The 17,113-nt window shown below is 68.4% G+C and carries 19 protein-coding genes; 8 read left to right on the top strand and 11 right to left on the bottom strand.

Annotated features, from left to right (window positions below):
• Positions 1 to 169 precede the first annotated feature (169 nt).
• A complete protein-coding gene (locus IG04_RS0121535) occupies positions 170 to 1,618 on the top strand; it encodes a serine/threonine-protein kinase (RefSeq protein WP_030478477.1) in 1,449 nt (482 codons plus the stop codon).
• Here IG04_RS0121535 and IG04_RS0121530 read toward each other — a convergent pair.
• The 6 genes from IG04_RS0121530 to IG04_RS0121505 form a co-directional block, all read right to left on the bottom strand.
• Positions 1,615 to 2,889, bottom strand: a complete 1,275-nt coding sequence (locus IG04_RS0121530) for a thymidine phosphorylase (protein ID WP_030478476.1) — start codon at positions 2,887 to 2,889, stop codon at positions 1,615 to 1,617. The genes IG04_RS0121535 and IG04_RS0121530 overlap by 4 nt on opposite strands.
• A complete protein-coding gene (locus IG04_RS0121525) occupies positions 2,886 to 3,275 on the bottom strand; it encodes a cytidine deaminase (RefSeq protein WP_030478475.1) in 390 nt (129 codons plus the stop codon). The genes IG04_RS0121530 and IG04_RS0121525 overlap by 4 nt, the downstream gene beginning before the upstream one ends.
• Positions 3,268 to 4,521, bottom strand: a complete 1,254-nt coding sequence (locus IG04_RS0121520; RefSeq protein WP_245815905.1) for an ABC transporter permease — start codon at positions 4,519 to 4,521, stop codon at positions 3,268 to 3,270. The genes IG04_RS0121525 and IG04_RS0121520 overlap by 8 nt, the downstream gene beginning before the upstream one ends.
• The gene (locus IG04_RS0121515) at positions 4,518 to 5,591 is read right to left on the bottom strand and encodes an ABC transporter permease (RefSeq protein ID WP_030478473.1); all 1,074 of its coding nucleotides are present in this window, start codon (positions 5,589 to 5,591) and stop codon (positions 4,518 to 4,520) included. Before IG04_RS0121515 ends, IG04_RS0121520 begins: the two co-directional genes overlap by 4 nt.
• The gene (locus IG04_RS0121510; RefSeq protein WP_030478472.1) at positions 5,591 to 7,171 is read right to left on the bottom strand and encodes an ABC transporter ATP-binding protein; all 1,581 of its coding nucleotides are present in this window, start codon (positions 7,169 to 7,171) and stop codon (positions 5,591 to 5,593) included. The genes IG04_RS0121515 and IG04_RS0121510 overlap by 1 nt, the downstream gene beginning before the upstream one ends.
• A gap of 92 nt (positions 7,172 to 7,263) precedes the next feature.
• A complete protein-coding gene (locus tag IG04_RS0121505; RefSeq protein ID WP_030478471.1) occupies positions 7,264 to 8,397 on the bottom strand; it encodes a BMP family lipoprotein in 1,134 nt (377 codons plus the stop codon).
• Between the two features lie 545 nt (positions 8,398 to 8,942).
• Here IG04_RS0121505 and sdhC point away from each other — a divergent pair.
• From sdhC to IG04_RS0121485, 4 genes are read left to right on the top strand one after another with little or no spacing between them, the layout of a single operon-like run.
• Positions 8,943 to 9,365 carry a succinate dehydrogenase, cytochrome b556 subunit gene (gene sdhC / locus IG04_RS0121500; RefSeq protein WP_030478470.1) on the top strand — a complete coding sequence of 141 codons (423 nt, stop codon included), beginning with the start codon at positions 8,943 to 8,945 and terminating at the stop codon, positions 9,363 to 9,365.
• Positions 9,366 to 9,367: 2 nt separating this feature from the next.
• Complete coding sequence (locus IG04_RS0121495) at positions 9,368 to 9,775, top strand: succinate dehydrogenase hydrophobic membrane anchor subunit (protein ID WP_030478469.1); 408 nt, start codon at positions 9,368 to 9,370, stop codon at positions 9,773 to 9,775.
• 22 nt (positions 9,776 to 9,797) lie between these two features.
• On the top strand, positions 9,798 to 11,552 hold the full coding sequence (gene sdhA / locus IG04_RS0121490; RefSeq protein ID WP_030478468.1) for a succinate dehydrogenase flavoprotein subunit: 1,755 nt from the start codon (positions 9,798 to 9,800) through the stop codon (positions 11,550 to 11,552).
• Positions 11,552 to 12,334, top strand: coding sequence for a succinate dehydrogenase iron-sulfur subunit (locus IG04_RS0121485; RefSeq protein ID WP_030478467.1), 783 nt, complete (start codon positions 11,552 to 11,554; stop codon positions 12,332 to 12,334). Before sdhA ends, IG04_RS0121485 begins: the two co-directional genes overlap by 1 nt.
• A gap of 194 nt (positions 12,335 to 12,528) precedes the next feature.
• On the opposite strand, the gene IG04_RS0121480 is transcribed toward IG04_RS0121485, so the two are convergent.
• Complete coding sequence (locus IG04_RS0121480) at positions 12,529 to 13,443, bottom strand: hypothetical protein (protein WP_245815903.1); 915 nt, start codon at positions 13,441 to 13,443, stop codon at positions 12,529 to 12,531.
• A 39-nt stretch (positions 13,444 to 13,482) separates the two neighbouring features.
• The gene (locus tag IG04_RS46615; protein ID WP_084590025.1) at positions 13,483 to 13,617 is read right to left on the bottom strand and encodes an LPXTG cell wall anchor domain-containing protein; all 135 of its coding nucleotides are present in this window, start codon (positions 13,615 to 13,617) and stop codon (positions 13,483 to 13,485) included.
• Between the two features lie 4 nt (positions 13,618 to 13,621).
• On the opposite strand from IG04_RS46615, the gene IG04_RS0121470 reads away from it, so the two are divergent.
• Both IG04_RS0121470 and IG04_RS46610 read left to right on the top strand, forming a co-directional pair.
• The gene (locus IG04_RS0121470; protein WP_030478465.1) at positions 13,622 to 13,828 is read left to right on the top strand and encodes a hypothetical protein; all 207 of its coding nucleotides are present in this window, start codon (positions 13,622 to 13,624) and stop codon (positions 13,826 to 13,828) included.
• Between the two features lie 12 nt (positions 13,829 to 13,840).
• The gene (locus IG04_RS46610) at positions 13,841 to 14,059 is read left to right on the top strand and encodes a hypothetical protein (RefSeq protein ID WP_157512959.1); all 219 of its coding nucleotides are present in this window, start codon (positions 13,841 to 13,843) and stop codon (positions 14,057 to 14,059) included.
• 97 nt (positions 14,060 to 14,156) lie between these two features.
• On the opposite strand, the gene IG04_RS0121460 is transcribed toward IG04_RS46610, so the two are convergent.
• Both IG04_RS0121460 and IG04_RS0121455 read right to left on the bottom strand, forming a co-directional pair.
• On the bottom strand, positions 14,157 to 14,507 hold the full coding sequence (locus IG04_RS0121460; protein WP_030478463.1) for a hypothetical protein: 351 nt from the start codon (positions 14,505 to 14,507) through the stop codon (positions 14,157 to 14,159).
• A gap of 8 nt (positions 14,508 to 14,515) precedes the next feature.
• A complete protein-coding gene (locus tag IG04_RS0121455; protein WP_030478462.1) occupies positions 14,516 to 14,743 on the bottom strand; it encodes an SCO4848 family membrane protein in 228 nt (75 codons plus the stop codon).
• Between the two features lie 61 nt (positions 14,744 to 14,804).
• On the opposite strand from IG04_RS0121455, the gene IG04_RS0121450 reads away from it, so the two are divergent.
• Positions 14,805 to 16,061, top strand: coding sequence for a D-alanyl-D-alanine carboxypeptidase family protein (locus IG04_RS0121450; RefSeq protein ID WP_030478461.1), 1,257 nt, complete (start codon positions 14,805 to 14,807; stop codon positions 16,059 to 16,061).
• Positions 16,062 to 16,118: 57 nt separating this feature from the next.
• Here IG04_RS0121450 and yhjD read toward each other — a convergent pair whose 3' ends face one another.
• Entirely contained in the window at positions 16,119 to 17,105 is a 987-nt protein-coding gene (gene yhjD / locus IG04_RS0121445) for an inner membrane protein YhjD (RefSeq protein ID WP_030478460.1), read from the bottom strand.
• Between the last annotated feature and the right edge of the window lie 8 nt (positions 17,106 to 17,113).

Here is a 17,113-nt window from a genome sequence, read left to right as displayed (position 1 = left end):
GCGAACGACCCTGGAGCAACGTTGCTCCAGGGTCGTTCGGCGTTTGCGGTGAACCTCTGTCAGCTGACACACGTGACCATGGCGAGAGCGCTCACACGGCTCATGGCTATGCTCGCCGCCAGCTGGGGGTGACCAAAAGGGAAGCCGGGGGCGTCCGGAAGGGAAGTCCGTGCAGCAACAGCGACTCGTCGCCAACCGCTACGCACTGCTCGCCGAGCTCGGCCGGGGTGCGATGGGTGTCGTGTGGCGTGCTCAGGACCAGGTACTCGGCCGCGCGGTCGCGCTCAAGGAGCTGCACCCGCCGCAGGGCATCGCCGCCGAGGAACGCCACGTGCTCGAGGAGCGCATGCTCCGCGAGGCGCGCACGGCGGGCCGGCTGAACCATCCTGCCGTGGTCACGGTCTACGACATCGTCCGCGAGAACGACCGCACCTACCTCGCGATGGAGCTCGTCGACGCGCTCGACCTCGCCACCATCGTGCAGAAGCACGGCCCGCGCGACTCGACCTGGATGGCGGGCGTCGCGTTGCAGGTGCTCGGCGCGCTGGAGGCCGCGCACTCGGCGGGCATCGTGCATCGGGACGTCAAGCCCAGCAACATCATGGTGCGTCCGGACGGGGCCGTGAAGCTCACGGACTTCGGCATCGCGCAGGCGACGGACGACCCGCGGCTCACGCACAACGGCGGCATCGTCGGCTCGCCCGCGTACATGTCGCCGGACCGGCTCCACGGCTGGGAGGCCTCGCCGGCGTCGGACCTGTGGGCGCTCGGCGTCACGATGGCGCACGCGGTCGAAGGTGTCAGCCCGTTCGAACGCACGTCCACCGCGTCGACGTTGCACGCGGTCATGAACGAGCCGCCGGTGCTGCGGCAGGCCTCGCCGGCGCTGGCCGACGTGATCCGCGGCTTCCTGACGGTCGATCCGAACCGGCGCCTGACCGCGCCGCACGCCCGTCACATGCTGACGGCGATCGCCCAGGGTGCCCCGGCGGTTCCGTTGCCGCGCAACAAAAAGAGCACGGCCGTCAAGATCGCCGCCGTGGTCGTGGGCGTCGCGGTGCTCGCGGGTGCCGCGTTCGCCGGCTACCAGGCCTTCAAGCCCGAGAGTTCCAACGCGGGCCAGAACACCGGCACCAACCAGCCCTCGGAGAACTCCACCGAGTGGACCGAAGCAGCGTCGTTGCCGGTGGGCGCACCACTGCCGTCACGACGTATCGCCACGTTCGGGCGCGGCGGCGACGTGCCCGAGTGGAACCTCTCCGGCACGCAGTGCGCCAAGGACTTCCTCACGCAGGGGTCGCCGGTGCGGACGGACGTGCCGTGCAACGGGCCGCACGGCATCCAGCTCTTCTCGGCCGCGACCCCGTTGTGGGACAAGCCGAAGGACATCGCCTACCCCGGCACGAAGTGGCTCGCCGACTTCACCGAGAACTACTGCACCGAGCAGTTCAAGGCCATCGAACCGAACATCAAGGAGCCCATCGGCTTCACCGGGCTCGTCCCCACCCAGAAGGAGTGGGAGGCCTACAACGACGCCGCCACGCCGGGCCGCCAGGAGGTCCTGTGCGTGCTGTGGAAGCAGGACAGGTCGCCCCTGGCGGGCTCGCTCGTCGGCTAACCGCGGATGGTGTCGATCACCAGCGGTGAACGCTCCGGCGCGGCATCCCGAACCTCGTAGGCGCCTTCCAGCGCCTGCAGGGCTCCGTCGACCGCGTCCGGGGTGTCGGTGTACAGCTCCAGCAACGGCTGCCCGGCCTCGACGGAGTCCCCCGGCTTGGCCAGGCAGAGCACGCCGGCACCGAACTGCACCGGGTCTTCCTTGCGGGCCCGACCGGCACCGAGCCGCCACGCCGCCACCCCGACGCCGTAAGCGTCCAAAGTGGACAGAACACCGGTGGCAGGTGCCGTCACCACGTGCTTGTGCGAGGCGACGGGAAGGGAGGCATCCGGATCGCCGCCCTGGGCCCGGATCATCCGCGCCCACACCTCGTAAGCCTCACCGGAAGCCAGCACGGCGGCCGGATCAGCAGAGATCCCGGCCAGCGACAGCATCTCGGAAGCCAGCGCCACCGTCAGTTCGACGACGTCGGCAGGTCCGCCGCCGCGCAGCACGTCGACGGACTCCGCCACCTCGACCGCGTTGCCGACAGCGCGTCCCAGAGGCACGGACATGTCGGTCAGCAGAGCCGAGATCCGCACGCCGTGCTCGACGCCGATCGCCACCAGGGCCTCGGCGAGAGCGCGGGCAGAGGCCAGGTCCTTCATGAACGCGCCGGAGCCGACCTTCACGTCGAGCACCAGTGACTCGGCGCCCTCGGCGATCTTCTTCGACATGATCGAGGACGCGATCAGCGGAATCGCCTCGACGGTTCCGGTGACGTCCCGCAACGCGTAGAGCTTGCGATCGGCCGGAGCAAGTCCTTCGGTGGCAGCGCACACCACGGCACCGACCGAGGAGAGCTGGGACAGGATCTCCTCGGTGGACAGCGCGGCTCGCCACCCCGGGATCGACTCCAGCTTGTCCAGGGTGCCGCCGGTGTGGCCGAGACCGCGGCCGGACAGCTGCGGCACGGCAGCGCCACAGGCCGCGACGAGAGGCGCCAGCGGCAGCGTGATCTTGTCGCCGACACCGCCCGTCGAGTGCTTGTCCACGGTCGGCCGGTCGACCTGCAACGCCAGCCGCTCGCCGGACGAGATCATCGCCTGCGTCCAGCGCGCGGTCTCCGCCGCCGTCATGCCGTTGAAGAAGATCGCCATGGCCAGCGCGGACATCTGCTCGTCCGCGACGGCACCGCGCGTGTACGCGTCGATGACCCAGTCGATCTGCGCGTCCGACAGCACCGCGCCGTCACGCTTGGCGCGGATGACGTCCACCGCCGAGAAGCTCATGGCAGGTCCTCCGGTCCGAACGCGTCCGGCAGCACCGACGACATCGGCAGCACCCCGGAAGGCGTGTCCACCAAGCAGTCGCGGCCGCCCAGCTCGTACAGCACCTGACGGCACCGGCCGCACGGCATCAGCAGCTCACCGGCACCGGAACGACACGCCACCGCGACGAACCGGCCGCCACCCGTGAGCTGCAGCTGACCGGCCATTGCACACTCGGCGCAGAGACCGACGCCGTACGAGGCGTTCTCGACGTTGCAGCCCGTCACGATGCGGCCGTCGTCGCACAACGCCGCGGAACCGACCTGCAGCCCCGAGTACGGGCAGTGGGCGAACGACGCCGCTTCCACCGCCCGTGCCCGCAGCAGGTCCCAGTCGACCTCAGCCACGGCGGTACACCAGACCGTCGGCGGCCGGCATTCGCAACCGTTGCGATGCCACGGCCAGCACGGCCAGCGTCACCATGTGCGGCGCGTAGGACACGAACTCGCTGGGGATCTCGTCGAGGCTGATGTACAGCAGGTACATCAGCACGGCCACGAAGATCGCCGCCGCCGCGGAGAACCACTTCCGGCGGATGAGCTGCCAGACCACGATCACACCGAGCAGCAGCACCACGCCGTAGACCAGCGCCAGCACCGTCTCGCCACCCGAACGCAGCTGCAGGCCGTCGGCGTAGCCGAACAGCGCCGCACCGCCCAGCAGGCCACCGGGCCGCCAGTTGCCGAAGATCATCGCAGCGAGGCCGATGTAGCCGCGGCCGCCGGTCTGCCCCTCCAGGTACGACAGCTGGCCGGGGTTGAGCACCAGCGCGGCACCACCCAGGCCGGCGAGACCACCGGAGACGATCACGGCGACGTACTTGTGGAAGTACACCTTCACGCCCAGCGAGTCCGCCGCGTGCGGGTTCTCGCCGACCGAGCGCAGGCGCAGACCGAAACGGGTGCGCCAGAGCAGGTAGTACGACAGCGGCAGCAGCAGGATCGCGATCATCGTCAGCGGCGAGACACCGGTGACGAGGCCGCGCAGGATGCCCGCGACGTCCGAGATGAACAGGCGCTGCCCGGCTTCGAGCTCGCCGAGCCAGTCGCCGAGGCCCGCCGCCGAGAACGTGTCGAACGACTGGACCGGCGGCGACTGCCGAGGGTTGCTCGACAGCGGCAGGAAGATCAGCGTCGACAGGTACTTCGTCAGGCCGGCGCCGAGCAGGTTGATCGCCACACCGGAGACGATGTGGTTGACGCCGAACGTGACCGTGGCGACCGCGTGCAGCAGGCCACCCAGCGAACCGAACACGACGGCCGCGACGAGAGCGGCCCACGGGCCCCACTGGTAGCCGGCCCACGCCGCGCCCCAGGTACCCATGATCATCATGCCTTCGAGGCCGATGTTGACCACGCCGGCGCGTTCCGCCCACAGGCCGCCGAGACCGGCGAGCAGGATCGGCAGCGCGAGCCGGACCGCCGTCTGGGTCGTACCGGACGACGTGAGCTGCGGGAACCCGGTCTGCATCGACGTGATCGACAGCAGTGCGATCGCGCCCGCGACACCGAGCATGGCCACGGCCCAGCCGGGCACCTTGCGCTTGCGAGGCGCCGCCGGGATGTGCGGCTTCTCCTCCAACGTCGAGATCACGCCGCACCTCCGACAGTTCCGAGCTCACGGCCGACGCGACGCTGCTCCGAGGCGAGCTCGAAGCGGCGCACCACCTCGTAGGCGACGACGACCGACAGGACGATCGAGCCCTGCATGATGGTGACGATCTCCCTGGGCACACCGACGTTGTCAAGTGCGAGACCCGACTTGTCGAGGAACGCCCAGAGCAGTGCGCCGAACGCGATACCACCGGGGTGGTTGCGGCCGAGCAGCGCGATCGCGATGCCCGAGAAGCCGATGCCCGCGGTGAAGTTCAGGCTGAACGTGTGGTCGCGGCCGAGCAGTTCCGGCAGCGAGATCAGGCCCGCGATGGCGCCCGAGAGCAGCATCGAGACCAGGATCATCTTCTTGGCGTTGACGCCACCCGCGGACGCCGCGGTGGACGACTCGCCCGACGCGCGCAGCTCGAAGCCGAAGCGGGTCTTGTTCATCATGATCCAGTAGCCGACGCCGAGGGCGATGGCCACGAAGATGAAGCCGAACACCGTGCCGCCGCCGGCGAACGAGATGCCGGGCATCCAGCCGCTCTCCGGGATCTCCGCGGTGCGGATGTTGTTGCCCCGCAGCTCACCGAAGACGTCGCGACGGATCAGGTAGGCGGACAGGCCGATCGCCAGGCCGTTCATCATGATCGTCGAGATGACCTCGTTGACGCCGCGCGTCACCTTGAGGATCGCGGGGATCGCGGCCCAGGCGGCACCGGCGAGGGCGGCCGCGATGATGATCACCAGCGTGTGGATGCCGGTGGGCAGCGCGATCGAGCCGCCGACCACGGCCGCCACGACGGCCGCGACGCGGTACTGGCCCTCGACACCGATGTTGAACAGGTTCATCTGGAACCCGATCGCCACCGCGAGCGCCGCGATGTAGTAGATGCCCGTCGAGTTGAGGATGTCGACGGCCGTCGTGCCCTTGCCGACCTGCGACACCATCGCACCGAACGCGCTGAGCGGGTTCGCGCCGGAGATGACGAGCGCGACGCCGCACAACAGCAGTGAGAAGACGATCGCCAACGCGGGCGGCAGGAGTTTGCCGCGCAGGTGTCCCATCAGTTCTCGCCTTCCTCGACGACAGCGGTCTCCTGGACCGCTGCGCTCGTGCTGCCCGCACCGGTCATCGCACTGCCGAGGTCCTCCGGCGTGACGGTGCTCGGGTCGGCGTCGGCCACCAGGCGTCCGCGCAGCATGACCTTGATCGTGTCCGACAGGCCGATCAGCTCGTCCAGGTCGGCGGAGATCAGCAGCACGGCGAGACCGGCGGCACGGGCGCGCTTGATCTCGTCCCAGATCAACGCCTGCGCGCCGACGTCCACACCGCGGGTCGGGTGCGACGCGATCAGCAGCACCGGGTCGCCGGACAGTTCCCGGCCGACGACGAGCTTCTGCTGGTTGCCACCGGAAAGCGCGGCCGCGGGCACGTCGATGCCGGGCGTGCGGACGTCGAAGTCCGCGACGATCCGCTCGGTGTCCTTCTTCGCGCCGTCGGTGTCGAGCCAGATGCCCTTGGCCGTCGGCCTGCGGGTCTGGTAGCCGAGGATCCGGTTGTACCAGAGGGGTTGCGTGAGCAGCAGGCCGTGCCGGTGGCGGTCCTCCGGGATGTAGCCGATGCCCGCCTCCCTCCGGCCGAGCGTGCCCAGCTTGGTGAGGTCCTTGTCCAGCAACGTGATCGTGCCGCTGCCGGCCTTGCGCATGCCCATGATCGTCTCGACCAGCTCGGTCTGGCCGTTGCCCTCGACACCGGCGATGCCGACGACCTCGCCGGAGCGCACCACCAGGTCGACGTCCTCGAGGATCGCGCGCGAACCGTCCGGCGTCTTGAGCGTGAGGCCCTTGACGTCCAGCATGACCTTGTCCGTGACGGTGGACTCGCGGGTCTCCGGGCTGGGGAGCTCGCTGCCGACCATCATCTCGGCGAGCTGGCGCGACGACACGGTCTTCGGGTCCGCGGTGCCCACTGTCGTGCCGCGGCGGATCACCGTGACGGAGTCCGCGATCGCACGGACCTCGTCGAGCTTGTGCGAGATGAACAGGAACGTGTAGCCCTGCTCCTGCATGCCGCGCACAGTGTCGAAGAGCTCGTTGACCTCCTGCGGCACGAGCACGGCGGTCGGCTCGTCCAGGATGATCACCTTGGCGCCGCGGTAGAGCACCTTGAGGATCTCGACGCGCTGGCGGTCCGCGACGCCGAGCTGCTCGACCAGCACGCCGGGGTCGACGTTCAGCCCGGTCTTGCCGGAGAGCTCGATGATGCGCGCGCGGGCCTTCTTGCCGATGCCGTGCAGGGCCTCGGCACCCAGGACCACGTTCTCCTGGACGGTGAGGTTGTCGGCCAGCATGAAGTGCTGGTGCACCATGCCGATCCCGGCCTTGATGGCGTCGGACGGGGTGCGGAACCGCACCTGCTCGCCGTTCACCTCGATGGTGCCCTCGTCCGGCGGCTGCATGCCGTAGAGGATCTTCATCAGGGTGGACTTGCCCGCGCCGTTCTCACCGCACAGGGCGTGTACCTCGCCACGGCGGACGGTCAGGTGGACGTCGCTGTTGGCGACCACACCTGGGAATCGCTTGGTGATGCCTGTGAGCACCACCGCGGGGTGTTCGTCCGTCCCAACGGACGTGGAACTGCTCATCGTCGAGTGCTCCTCCTACCACGCACCAGGCCCTGTGAGGGCGAAATCCTCACAGGGCCCGGCACGTGCGAACGACTAAGCGAACTGACGGACTACGGCTTATCCGCGACCTTGATCTTGCCCTCGATGATCTGGGCCTTGTAGCCCTCGAGGATTCCCTGCAGCTTCGCGTCGATCTTGCCACCCGACGTGGAGTAGCCGACACCGTTCACCTTCAGGTCGAAGACCTTCGGCAGCGAGGCGATGTCGTTCTTGGCGACGGCCTTGACGAAGTCGTAGACCGCGACGTCGACGCGCTTGAGCATGGACGACACGATGACGTCCTTGGTGTCGGCGACGGTCGCCTGGTTGTACTGGTCGGAGTCGACGCCGATGGCCAGCACACCCGCCTGCTTGGCAGCCGAGAAGATGCCCTTACCGGAGGCACCGGCGGCCTGGTAGATCACGTCGGCGCCCTTGTCGATCTGGCCCTTCGCGGCTTCCTGGCCCTTCGGGGCGTCCTGGAAGCCCGTGAAGTCACCGGCCGGCGTGATGTACTTCTTCTCCATCTGGATCTTCGGCGCGGCGGTCTTGGCCCCCTGGGCGTAGCCGGCCTCGAACTTCTGGATCAGCGGGATCTCGACACCGCCGACGAAGCCCACGTGGCACTTCTTGCTCTGGTACGCGGCGATGACGCCGGCCAGGAAGGAGCCCTCCTGCTCGGCGAACAGCAGCGGCGTGACGTTGGCAGCGCCCTCGACGGACCCGTCGACCAGGCCGAACTTGACGTTCGGGAACTCGGCGGCGACGAGCTTCATCGACTCGGCGTAGGCGAAGCCGACACCGATGATCGGGCTGAAGCCCTCGGACGCCAGCTGGCGCAGACGGGTCTGCTTGGCGGACTCGTCCTCGTTCGGGGCGGCGGAGAGCTCGCGCGTGTTCTCCTTCTTCACGCCCATGTCCGCGATGGCCTTGTCGAGACCGGCGGCGGCGGAGTCGTTGAACGACGCGTCGCCACGGCCACCGATGTCGTAGGCCAGACCGATCTTCAGCGCGCTCGCGTCCACCTTGTCACCGTTGGCGGCGCTGGTGTTCGAGGTAGCAGGCGCGCTCGGGGCCTCGGCGAACTCGCAGGCGGCACCCGTGCCGTTACCCGCGTTGTTGCTCCCGCCACCCGAGTCCTTCGCGCAGGCGGCCATTGTCATCACGCTGGTCAACGCGATCGCGGCAACCGCGACACCACGCATACGACGACGCACGGCTCGTCTCCTCCCTGAGGTTCCTCCCCAACGTCATTGTTGGGTCCTAGAGGCGGCACCGTACCTCTTAGTAACCAACCCCGTTGCCGTCAGCACCTACAAAGACCCCTATCGGTTACGCATTCGACGCTTTGGCCGCACCAGTGGTGATCAGTCGTGTTCGGCGCGTGGTGAATCGTCCTCTTCGGGCCGTTTCCCCAGTCCGATCTTCGTCCAAACGGCCCAGTTTCGCTTCTCGTTGAACCGGTCTCGGGCTCTCGCTCGTGCAGAAGATGGCAAGTGCCCTTGCCGACGACGGCGGCCCGGACCAAGGCGGAGGTCCGGGCCGCCGTCCTGCGTTCGTGACCGTTTTGTGGCGTGGACCGCATTTCGGAATCGATCAAGACCGCTTGGCCGATCGACAGCGTGTCTCATCGATCACAGAGCGGGTGCGCCTGCTGGGTTGGTTCCAACGTGCGGGACTAGGATTTTCCGGTCATGGTCGGGAAGAACTGTTGCCGACCCACCACCACTGACGTTGGAGGTCGCGGCGCATGACCAGCGCAGGCGCACCCGAGCGGTCGGGCACCACCCGAGGGGGTGGGACGCTCTACCGCGGTGATCTGGGCATGTGGTCCTGGGTCGCCCACCGGATCACCGGTGTCCTCACGTTCTTCTTCCTCTTCACCCACGTGCTCGACACCGCCCTCGTGCGGGTGTCGCCCAACGCGTACGACGCGGTGATCGAGACCTACAAGAACCCGATCGTCAACCTCTTCGAGGTCGGCCTCGTCGGCGCGGTTCTCTACCACGCGCTCAACGGGATCCGGGTCATGCTGGTCGACTTCTGGGAGAAGGGCGCCAAGTACCAGCGGGTCATGCTCTGGAGCGTGCTGGCCGTCTGGGTCGTCGTGATGATCCCCGGCACCTACTTCATGCTGGCGCGCACGATCTCCGAGCTGGTTGGGGGCCACTGACCATGTCGCTCGCACTCGACAAGCCCCGTTCGCAGCGCCGCCCCGCGGCCCGCCGCGGCAACGGCGAGCTCTACAGCTGGCTGTTCATGCGCCTGTCCGGGCTACTGCTCGTGATCCTGGTGCTGGGCCACCTGTTCATCATGAACATCCTCGACGGCGGCATTCACCGCATCAACTTCGGCTTCGTGGCCGGCCGGTGGGCATCGCCGTTCTGGCAGTTCTGGGATCTCTCGATGCTCTGGCTCGCACAGATCCACGGCGGCAACGGCGTCCGGACGATCATCAACGACTACGCCCGCAAGGACGCCACCCGGTTCTGGTTGAAGATGCTGCTCTACGTCTCGATGGTGCTGATCATCGCGCTCGGCACGTTCGTGATCTTCACCTTCGACCCGAACATCTCGAACTGACCCGCGCGGGGAGCCCACCACAATGCAGTTCCACAAGTACGACGTAGTCATCATCGGCGCTGGTGGTGCCGGAATGCGCGCGGCGATCGAGTCCGGCCAGCGCGCCCGCACCGCGGTGCTCACCAAGCTCTACCCCACGCGTTCGCACACCGGCGCGGCCCAGGGCGGCATGTGCGCCGCCCTCGCCAACGTCGAGGAGGACAACTGGGAGTGGCACACCTTCGACACGATCAAGGGCGGCGACTACCTGGTCGACCAGGACGCCGCCGAGATCATGGCGAAGGAGGCGATCGACGCCGTTCTCGACCTCGAGAAGATGGGCCTGCCGTTCAACCGGACGCCCGAGGGCAAGATCGACCAGCGCCGGTTCGGCGGCCACACGCGCAACCACGGTGAAGCCGCCGTGCGCCGCGCCTGCTACGCCGCGGACCGCACCGGCCACATGATCCTGCAGACGCTCTACCAGAACTGCGTCAAGCACGGCATCGAGTTCTTCAACGAGTTCTACGTGCTCGACATCTGCCTGACCGAGACGGAGAACGGCCCGGTCTGCACCGGTGCCGTCGCCTACGAGCTCGCGACCGGCGAGATCCACGTCTTCCAGGCCAAGTCCGTCGTGTTCGCGACGGGTGGCTTCGGCAAGGTCTTCAAGACCACGTCGAACGCCCACACGCTGACCGGCGACGGCATGGGCATCGTCTTCCGCAAGGGCCTGCCCCTGGAGGACATGGAGTTCTACCAGTTCCACCCGACCGGCCTCGCCGGTCTCGGCATCCTGCTGACCGAGGGTGCCCGCGGCGAAGGCGCGATCCTGCGCAACGGCTCGGGTGAACGGTTCATGGAGCGCTACGCCCCGACCATCAAGGACCTGGCGCCGCGCGACATCGTGGCCCGTTCGATGGCCCTCGAGGTGCTCGAAGGCCGTGGCGCCGGCCCGAACAAGGACTACGTGCTGCTCGACTGCACGCACCTCGGCGCCGAGGTGCTGGAGACGAAGCTGCCGGACATCACCGAGTTCGCGCGCACCTACCTGGCCGTCGACCCGGTCGTCGAGCCCGTCCCGGTGTACCCGACCGCGCACTACGCGATGGGTGGCATCCCGACGAACGTCCACGGCGAAGTGCTGCGGGACAACGACAACGTCGTTCCCGGCCTGTACGCCGCGGGTGAGTGCGCCTGCGTCTCCGTGCACGGCGCGAACCGCCTCGGCACGAACTCGCTGCTGGACATCAACGTCTTCGGCCGCCGCGCGGGCATCGCCGCCGCGGAGTACGCGCTGTCGCGTGACGAGCACGTCGAGCTGCCGGAGAACCCGGCCGCGTCCGTCGAGGCCCAGGTCGCCCTGGCGCTGTCGGAGCACGGCCAGGAGCGCGTGGCGGACATCCGCACCGAGCTGCAGGCCACCATGGACGCCAACGCGTCCGTGTACCGCACCGAGGACACGCTGAAGACGGCGATGCACGACGTGCAGGCCCTCAAGGAGCGTTACGCCCACATCTCCGTCCAGGACAAGGGCAAGCGCTTCAACACGGACCTGCTGGAGGCCGTCGAGCTCGGCTTCCTGCTGGAACTGGCCGAGGTGCTCGTGCACGGTGCGCTCGCGCGCAAGGAGTCCCGCGGCGGTCACGCCCGCGAGGACTACCCGAACCGCGACGACACGAACTTCATGCGCCACAGCATGTTCTACAAGCAGGGCGACGGTCTGGCGGCGGACATCCGCATGGACTTCAAGCCCGTGACCTTTACCCGGTACAAGCCGATGGAGCGCAAGTACTGATGACCGCCACCGCTGAAACCACTGCAGGCTCGCGCGGCTCCCAGCCGCCCGTTCCGGACGGCGCTGTCACGGTCACCGTCAAGATCCGCCGGTTCAACCCGGAGATCGATGACGAGCCGCGCTGGGACTCGTTCGACATCCCGGCGCTCCCGTCGGACCGCGTGCTGAACCTGCTGCACCACATCAAGTGGTACGTCGACGGCACGCTGACCTTCCGGCGTTCCTGTGCACACGGCATCTGCGGCTCGGACGCCATGCGCATCAACGGCGTGAACCGCCTGGCGTGCAAGGTGCTGCTGAAGGACCTGCTCGAAAAGGGCGACAAGCACACCACGATCACCATCGAGCCCATCAAGGGCCTGCCGGTGCACAAGGACCTGCTCGTCGACATGGAACCCTTCTTCGAGGCGTTCCGCGCGGTCAAGCCGTACCTCGTGACCTACGGCAACGAGCCGACGCGCGAGCGCATCCAGTCCGCCGCCGACCGCGAACGGTTCGACGACACGACGAAGTGCATCCTGTGCGCCTGCTGCACCACCTCCTGCCCGGTCTACTGGACCGAGGGCTCGTACTTCGGCCCGGCGGCGATTGTGAACGCGCACCGGTTCATCTTCGACTCGCGTGACGAGGGCGCTGAGGAGCGGCTCGACATCCTCAACGACATCGACGGCGTGTGGCGGTGCCGGACCACCTTCAACTGCACCGACGCGTGCCCGCGTGGCATCCAGGTGACGAAGGCGATCCAGGAAGTGAAGCGCGCGCTGCTGTTCAAGCGCGTCTGAGTTTTGCTGCTTTTCGAGGCGCCGCGTTCCCGCTGGGGGCGCGGCGCCTCGTCGTTGGCGGGGATGATCCCTTGGGCGTGAGCGGGTCGGGTTTCGTTGGTTGGTCGCGTTCCAGCGTGGTGGGTCGCGTTCCGGGCGTGCGGTCACCTTGCCGGGGTGGGCGCGTGGGTCATGACGGAACAGCGCGTGGTTGCTCAGGTCACCTCCACGATGTGCACCGGCGGACGCGGTCTGGCGGCGGCCGCCCGATGCGCCGCCTTGAGCTCGCGCGCCACCGCGTCCGGGTTGTCGCGCAGGCGCGTCGGCAGCGTCTGCACCACAAGGATTCCCGCTGCCGCGTAACGGCTGTTGCGGGCGAGGGTGCGTTCGTAGTCGCGCGGGCCGTAGTGGAACGCGCGGGAGTCGATCTCCCAGGCCAGGCCCACGGCGTCGTACCAGGCATCGGGTCTGCCGATGATGACGCCGTCGGGACCGGCGATCGTGGCGTTCCAGTGCGGTGTGGTCAGACGGATCCTGCGGGACAGACGTCTGGCGTCCCGTTCCGCCACCGATTCCGCGCGACCCAACTCCTTCAGAACGGCTCGGACGAGCTTCGTGCCGAAGCGGTTCGTGCGGGCCTCCGCCTGGCGGTCTGCGGGCGTGCAGCGGCCTCGTTGGATGGCGGCGGCGATGAGTGCGGTGGCCTCGTCCGCGGAGCGCATGAAGCGGCAGGCGTCCACCACGGCTCTGGCCGCGGACACCACCGGAAAGCCGCCCACGTCGGACGAGGCGGGTACGGGTGAGGCTCGTTCCAGGACCAGCGTGCCGCTGCCTCGTGCCGTGCCTGGCACCAGCAGGTGGATTTCCTGGGCACCGGCGGGCAGGCCGTGGCGACGACAGGCCTCCGCCCCGGTGACCACGGCTCCTGGGCCTGCGCGCAGGAGGGCCGCGGTCAGCTGTTGGTCCGGGGTGGGCGGGCCGTTGTGCAGCAGCACCACACCTGGGTACATGCGCTGCCACGGCCCGCCCGAGGCGCACCTCCGCCACGGGTTGCCGACACCCAGTGACTTCAGGGTGCCGGCACTGATGACGCCGAGATCGCTGCGTTCGCGCAGGTGTTCGATTCGCACGTCATCAGTGTGACGAGGAGCACCGACAGTTTTCGGCGGTCAGCGCCGGGGCAGTCGCCTGGCGCGGTCGAGCAGCATCAGAGCCGTGCCGCCGACCAGGAGCAGGACGCCGAGCAGCAGCATCCACGTGGTCGAGGCGCCGGTGTTGGCCAGGCGGTTTTCCTGGTGGACCACGGGCGTGACCGAGGTGGTGGTCACCGGTGGCGTCGTCGGCGGAGTGGTGATCTTCGACGTGGTGGTCGTCGTCACCGGCGGCGTCGTCGTGGACGACGTCGTCGAGGTGGTGGTCGACGTCGTGGTCGAGGTCGACGTCGGCGGGGTCGTTGTCGTAGAGGACGACGTCGTGGTGGTGGTCACCGGTGGCGTCGTCGTGGTGGTCGTGTAGGGGGTGGTGGTCGTGGTCGTGCACGGCGTGGTGGTCGTCGTCGGCGGGGTGGTCGTGGTCGACGTCGGAGGCTCTTCACCTCGCGGCGACGGCACGCGCCATCCCGGCCGTTCCTTCGGGCACCACGCAGCGGCGCACACCTGGCCATCCCCGGAGGCCGAGGCCTCCGGGGCGGCACCGTGCAGCGAGACGAGCGTCAACACTGCCCCGGCGGTGAGCACACCGATATAGGCGATACGTGACATGCCACGGATGGTTGCGCGCAGGTACAACACCTGGTGCGAAAAGCGCCCCTACGTCACCCGGCAGTGCGGGCGACATCCCCCGATCAGGTCCAGAAGACCGCGACACCCACGTTCAGGACGACCAGTGAAGCGGCCGTCGGCAGCAGCCAGGACGGGGCCTTGGGCTTGTTGACGTTGATCGCCACGACGACGGCGATGGCGACGACGACCAGCAGCTTCACGCCGATCTTGATGTGGTCGTACTTCACCGAGTCGACCAGCGGGTCGATGCCGACCAGCGCGACACCGGTGAGCAACTGCAAGGCCGCACCGTGCAGCCAGCCCTTGTTGACCGGCGCGTCCTTGCCGGCCCTGGCCTGCAACATGATCATCGCGACCAGCATGCCCATGCCGAGCAGGTGCAGGAACACCAGCAGCAGGCGTACGAACTCCACAGCTTTTCCTATCGACGTCGAGTGGCCAGGAAACCCCGCACGCCCAGCACGCCGATGACGGTGCCGAACACGAGCGAGGCGATCACGAGCACCAGGTGCACCGTGAAGAAGGCGGTAGGTCCGTCGCTAAACGAACGTGGGTCCTTCCAGATGTTCTTCAGGAACGTGGGCCAGATCACCCACGACCACACTCCGAAAGCCACCAGGAAGAGTGACATCGGGCGCGAGAGCTTCACGTTCACCAGTATCAGACGTGGTGCGTGCAAGCGGCTAAACGGGGGTGGATAGCCTGAACGTGTGCCCTTCCCAAAACGGCTCATCGTCGCCCTGGTCCTCGCAACGGCCACAGCCGCGTTCGCCGCACCGACCGGCACCGCACAACAGGCCGCCGGCTCGGCACAGTGCGCGAACCGCGAGACCCCGCCGCCACCGGTGGACACGTCCGAGCAGCCGGCGCCGGGCCAGAAGGCCCCGACCGCGCTCGAGGTGCCGGAGAAGCCCATCGGCGGTGACCGGCTCGGCGAGTGCGGCCTGATCCTGCCGCCGAACTCGGCGCAACCGCCCAGTGGCATCACCGCGGCCTCGTGGCTGCTCGCGGACATGGACAGCGGCGCCGTCATCGCCGCGTACGACCCGCACGGCCGTCAGCGCCCCGCCAGCATCATCAAGGTGCTGCTCGCGATGGTCGTCGCCAAGGAACTGCGTGGCGACCACGTCGTCACCGCCAGCGCCGAGGACACCCAGCAGGAATGCACCTGCGTCGGACTGAAGGACGGCGGCCAGTACACGGTCCGCCAGCTGCTGCACGGCCTGTTGCTCACCTCGGGCAACGACGTGGCGCACACACTGGCCCGTCAGCTCGGCGGCGTGCCGAACGCCCTGCGCAAGATGAACGCCATGGCCAAGGAGCTCGGCGCCCTCGACACCCGCGCCGTGACCCCGTCTGGCCTCGACGGTCCCGGCACCAGCACCTCGGCCTACGACGTCGCCCTGATCTTCCGCGGCGCGATGAAGTACGACGAGTTCGCGCAGGCCATCAAGCTGCAGCAGTCGCAGTTCCCCGGCCGCAACGGCGGCACGATCATGCTGCAGAACGACAACCGCCTGCTCCAGAACTACCAGGGCGCGCTCGGCGGCAAGACCGGCTTCACCGACGACTCGCAGCACACCTACGTGGGCGCGGCGGAACGCAACGGCCGCCGTCTCGTCGTGGCGTTGCTGCGCGGCCAGCAGACGCCCACGCGCATCGACGCCCAGGCCGCGAAGCTGCTCGACTACGGCTTCGCCATGGGCCCCGGCGGCGTGGGCAAGCTCGTCGACGGTGCCCCGCAGCCGAAGCAGAACGTCGTTCCCACGCAGAGCACCGGCACCCAGGACGACGCAGCCGCCGTCGACTCGCGCACGGGCCGCCCCACGCCCACCGCGTTCGGCACCGTCGGCCTGCCGATCACGGCCGTGGCGGGCATCGGCCTGCTGGCCGGGCTCCTGCTCTTCATCCGCAGCAAGCGCGCCAAGGCCGCGCGGGCACGCCGGCAGGCGGCACAGGGCGTCTGAGGCACCAAAGACGACGGCCCCAGCGCACGCGCGCTGGGGCCGTTCGCGTTCTGCACGCTACTTGCGGCGCCAACGAAGGCCGAGCACCGCGCCGACCACCGCTCCAGCACCGAGCATCAACGACGGCGAGGGTCCGGACCGCATCTCCACCACGGGCGAGATCACCGCGGGCGGCGGTGCCTGGACGACCTCCGGCTCGCGGTTCTCCTTGGCCGTGGCCGTCCAGGCCGTGATGAACAGGATGAACTGCGCCACGAGGTTCGCGAACACCAGCACACCGATCACCGACCCGAACGCGGCCGAGGTCGGCGACTTCGTCGTGAACGACAGGAAGATCGTGGCGGCCTGTTTCAGCACCTCGAAGCCGATCGCGCCCGCGAGTGCCCCGCGCAGCGCCGAACGCCAGCTCACGGGTTTGCGCGGCAGGCGCGCGAGCACCCACAGGAACACCAACCAGTTCGCGACCAGCGACAGGACGATCGTGCCGATGCGCAGCAGGACGTGCGCCCAGCCGGCGTTCTCCAGTCCCAGCCACTCCAGGACCTGCTCCGCGAAGCCGGTGCCGAGCGCCGTGATGCCGAACGACAGCAGGATCGCCAGGCCCAGGCCGATCAACGCCAGCAGGTCGCGCCACAGCGTGCCGAAGAACGGCAGGTTCTCCTTGGCGTGACCCCACTGCGCGGTCAGGGCGTCGCGGAGGTTGCCCATCCAGCCGAGGCCGGAGTACGCGGCGCCGAGCAGACCGATGATGCCGACCGTGCCCTTGGACTCCAGGGCGGTGTTCACGGCCTCGTTGACCTGCTCGCTGAGCTGCTTGTCCGGCACCGCCTCGGCGATGGCCCCGCGCAGGTCGGCCAGCAGGTCCGGCTGCGACTGCAGCACAAAACCGGCGACCGCGAAACCGATCATCAGGATCGGCACGAGCGACAGCACGCTGAAGTACGTCACCGCGGCGGCGTAGTGCGTGCCGTACCGCTCGGTGAAGCGCTCGTAGGCCAGCATGATGTGGTCGAGCCACGCGTACTTCCGCCGCCACTTGTCCACGTGCGAAA

The organism is Lentzea albidocapillata (genome assembly GCF_000719115.1).
Taxonomy (GTDB): Bacteria; Actinomycetota; Actinomycetes; order Mycobacteriales; family Pseudonocardiaceae; genus Lentzea; species Lentzea albidocapillata.
Note: the sequence above shows the minus strand (reverse complement) of the source record. Positions and strands in the feature narration are given on the sequence as shown.

Coding starts and splice junctions, on each gene's coding strand:
- sdhC (WP_030478470.1), top strand. CDS start 8,943: ATGACCAGCGCAGGCGCACCCGAGCGGTCGGGCACCACCCGAGGGGGT.
- IG04_RS0121530 (WP_030478476.1), bottom strand. CDS start 2,889: ATGAGCTTCTCGGCGGTGGACGTCATCCGCGCCAAGCGTGACGGCGCG.
- IG04_RS0121515 (WP_030478473.1), bottom strand. CDS start 5,591: ATGGGACACCTGCGCGGCAAACTCCTGCCGCCCGCGTTGGCGATCGTC.
- sdhA (WP_030478468.1), top strand. CDS start 9,798: ATGCAGTTCCACAAGTACGACGTAGTCATCATCGGCGCTGGTGGTGCC.
- IG04_RS0121485 (WP_030478467.1), top strand. CDS start 11,552: ATGACCGCCACCGCTGAAACCACTGCAGGCTCGCGCGGCTCCCAGCCG.
- IG04_RS0121495 (WP_030478469.1), top strand. CDS start 9,368: ATGTCGCTCGCACTCGACAAGCCCCGTTCGCAGCGCCGCCCCGCGGCC.
- IG04_RS0121505 (WP_030478471.1), bottom strand. CDS start 8,397: ATGCGTGGTGTCGCGGTTGCCGCGATCGCGTTGACCAGCGTGATGACA.
- IG04_RS0121510 (WP_030478472.1), bottom strand. CDS start 7,171: ATGAGCAGTTCCACGTCCGTTGGGACGGACGAACACCCCGCGGTGGTG.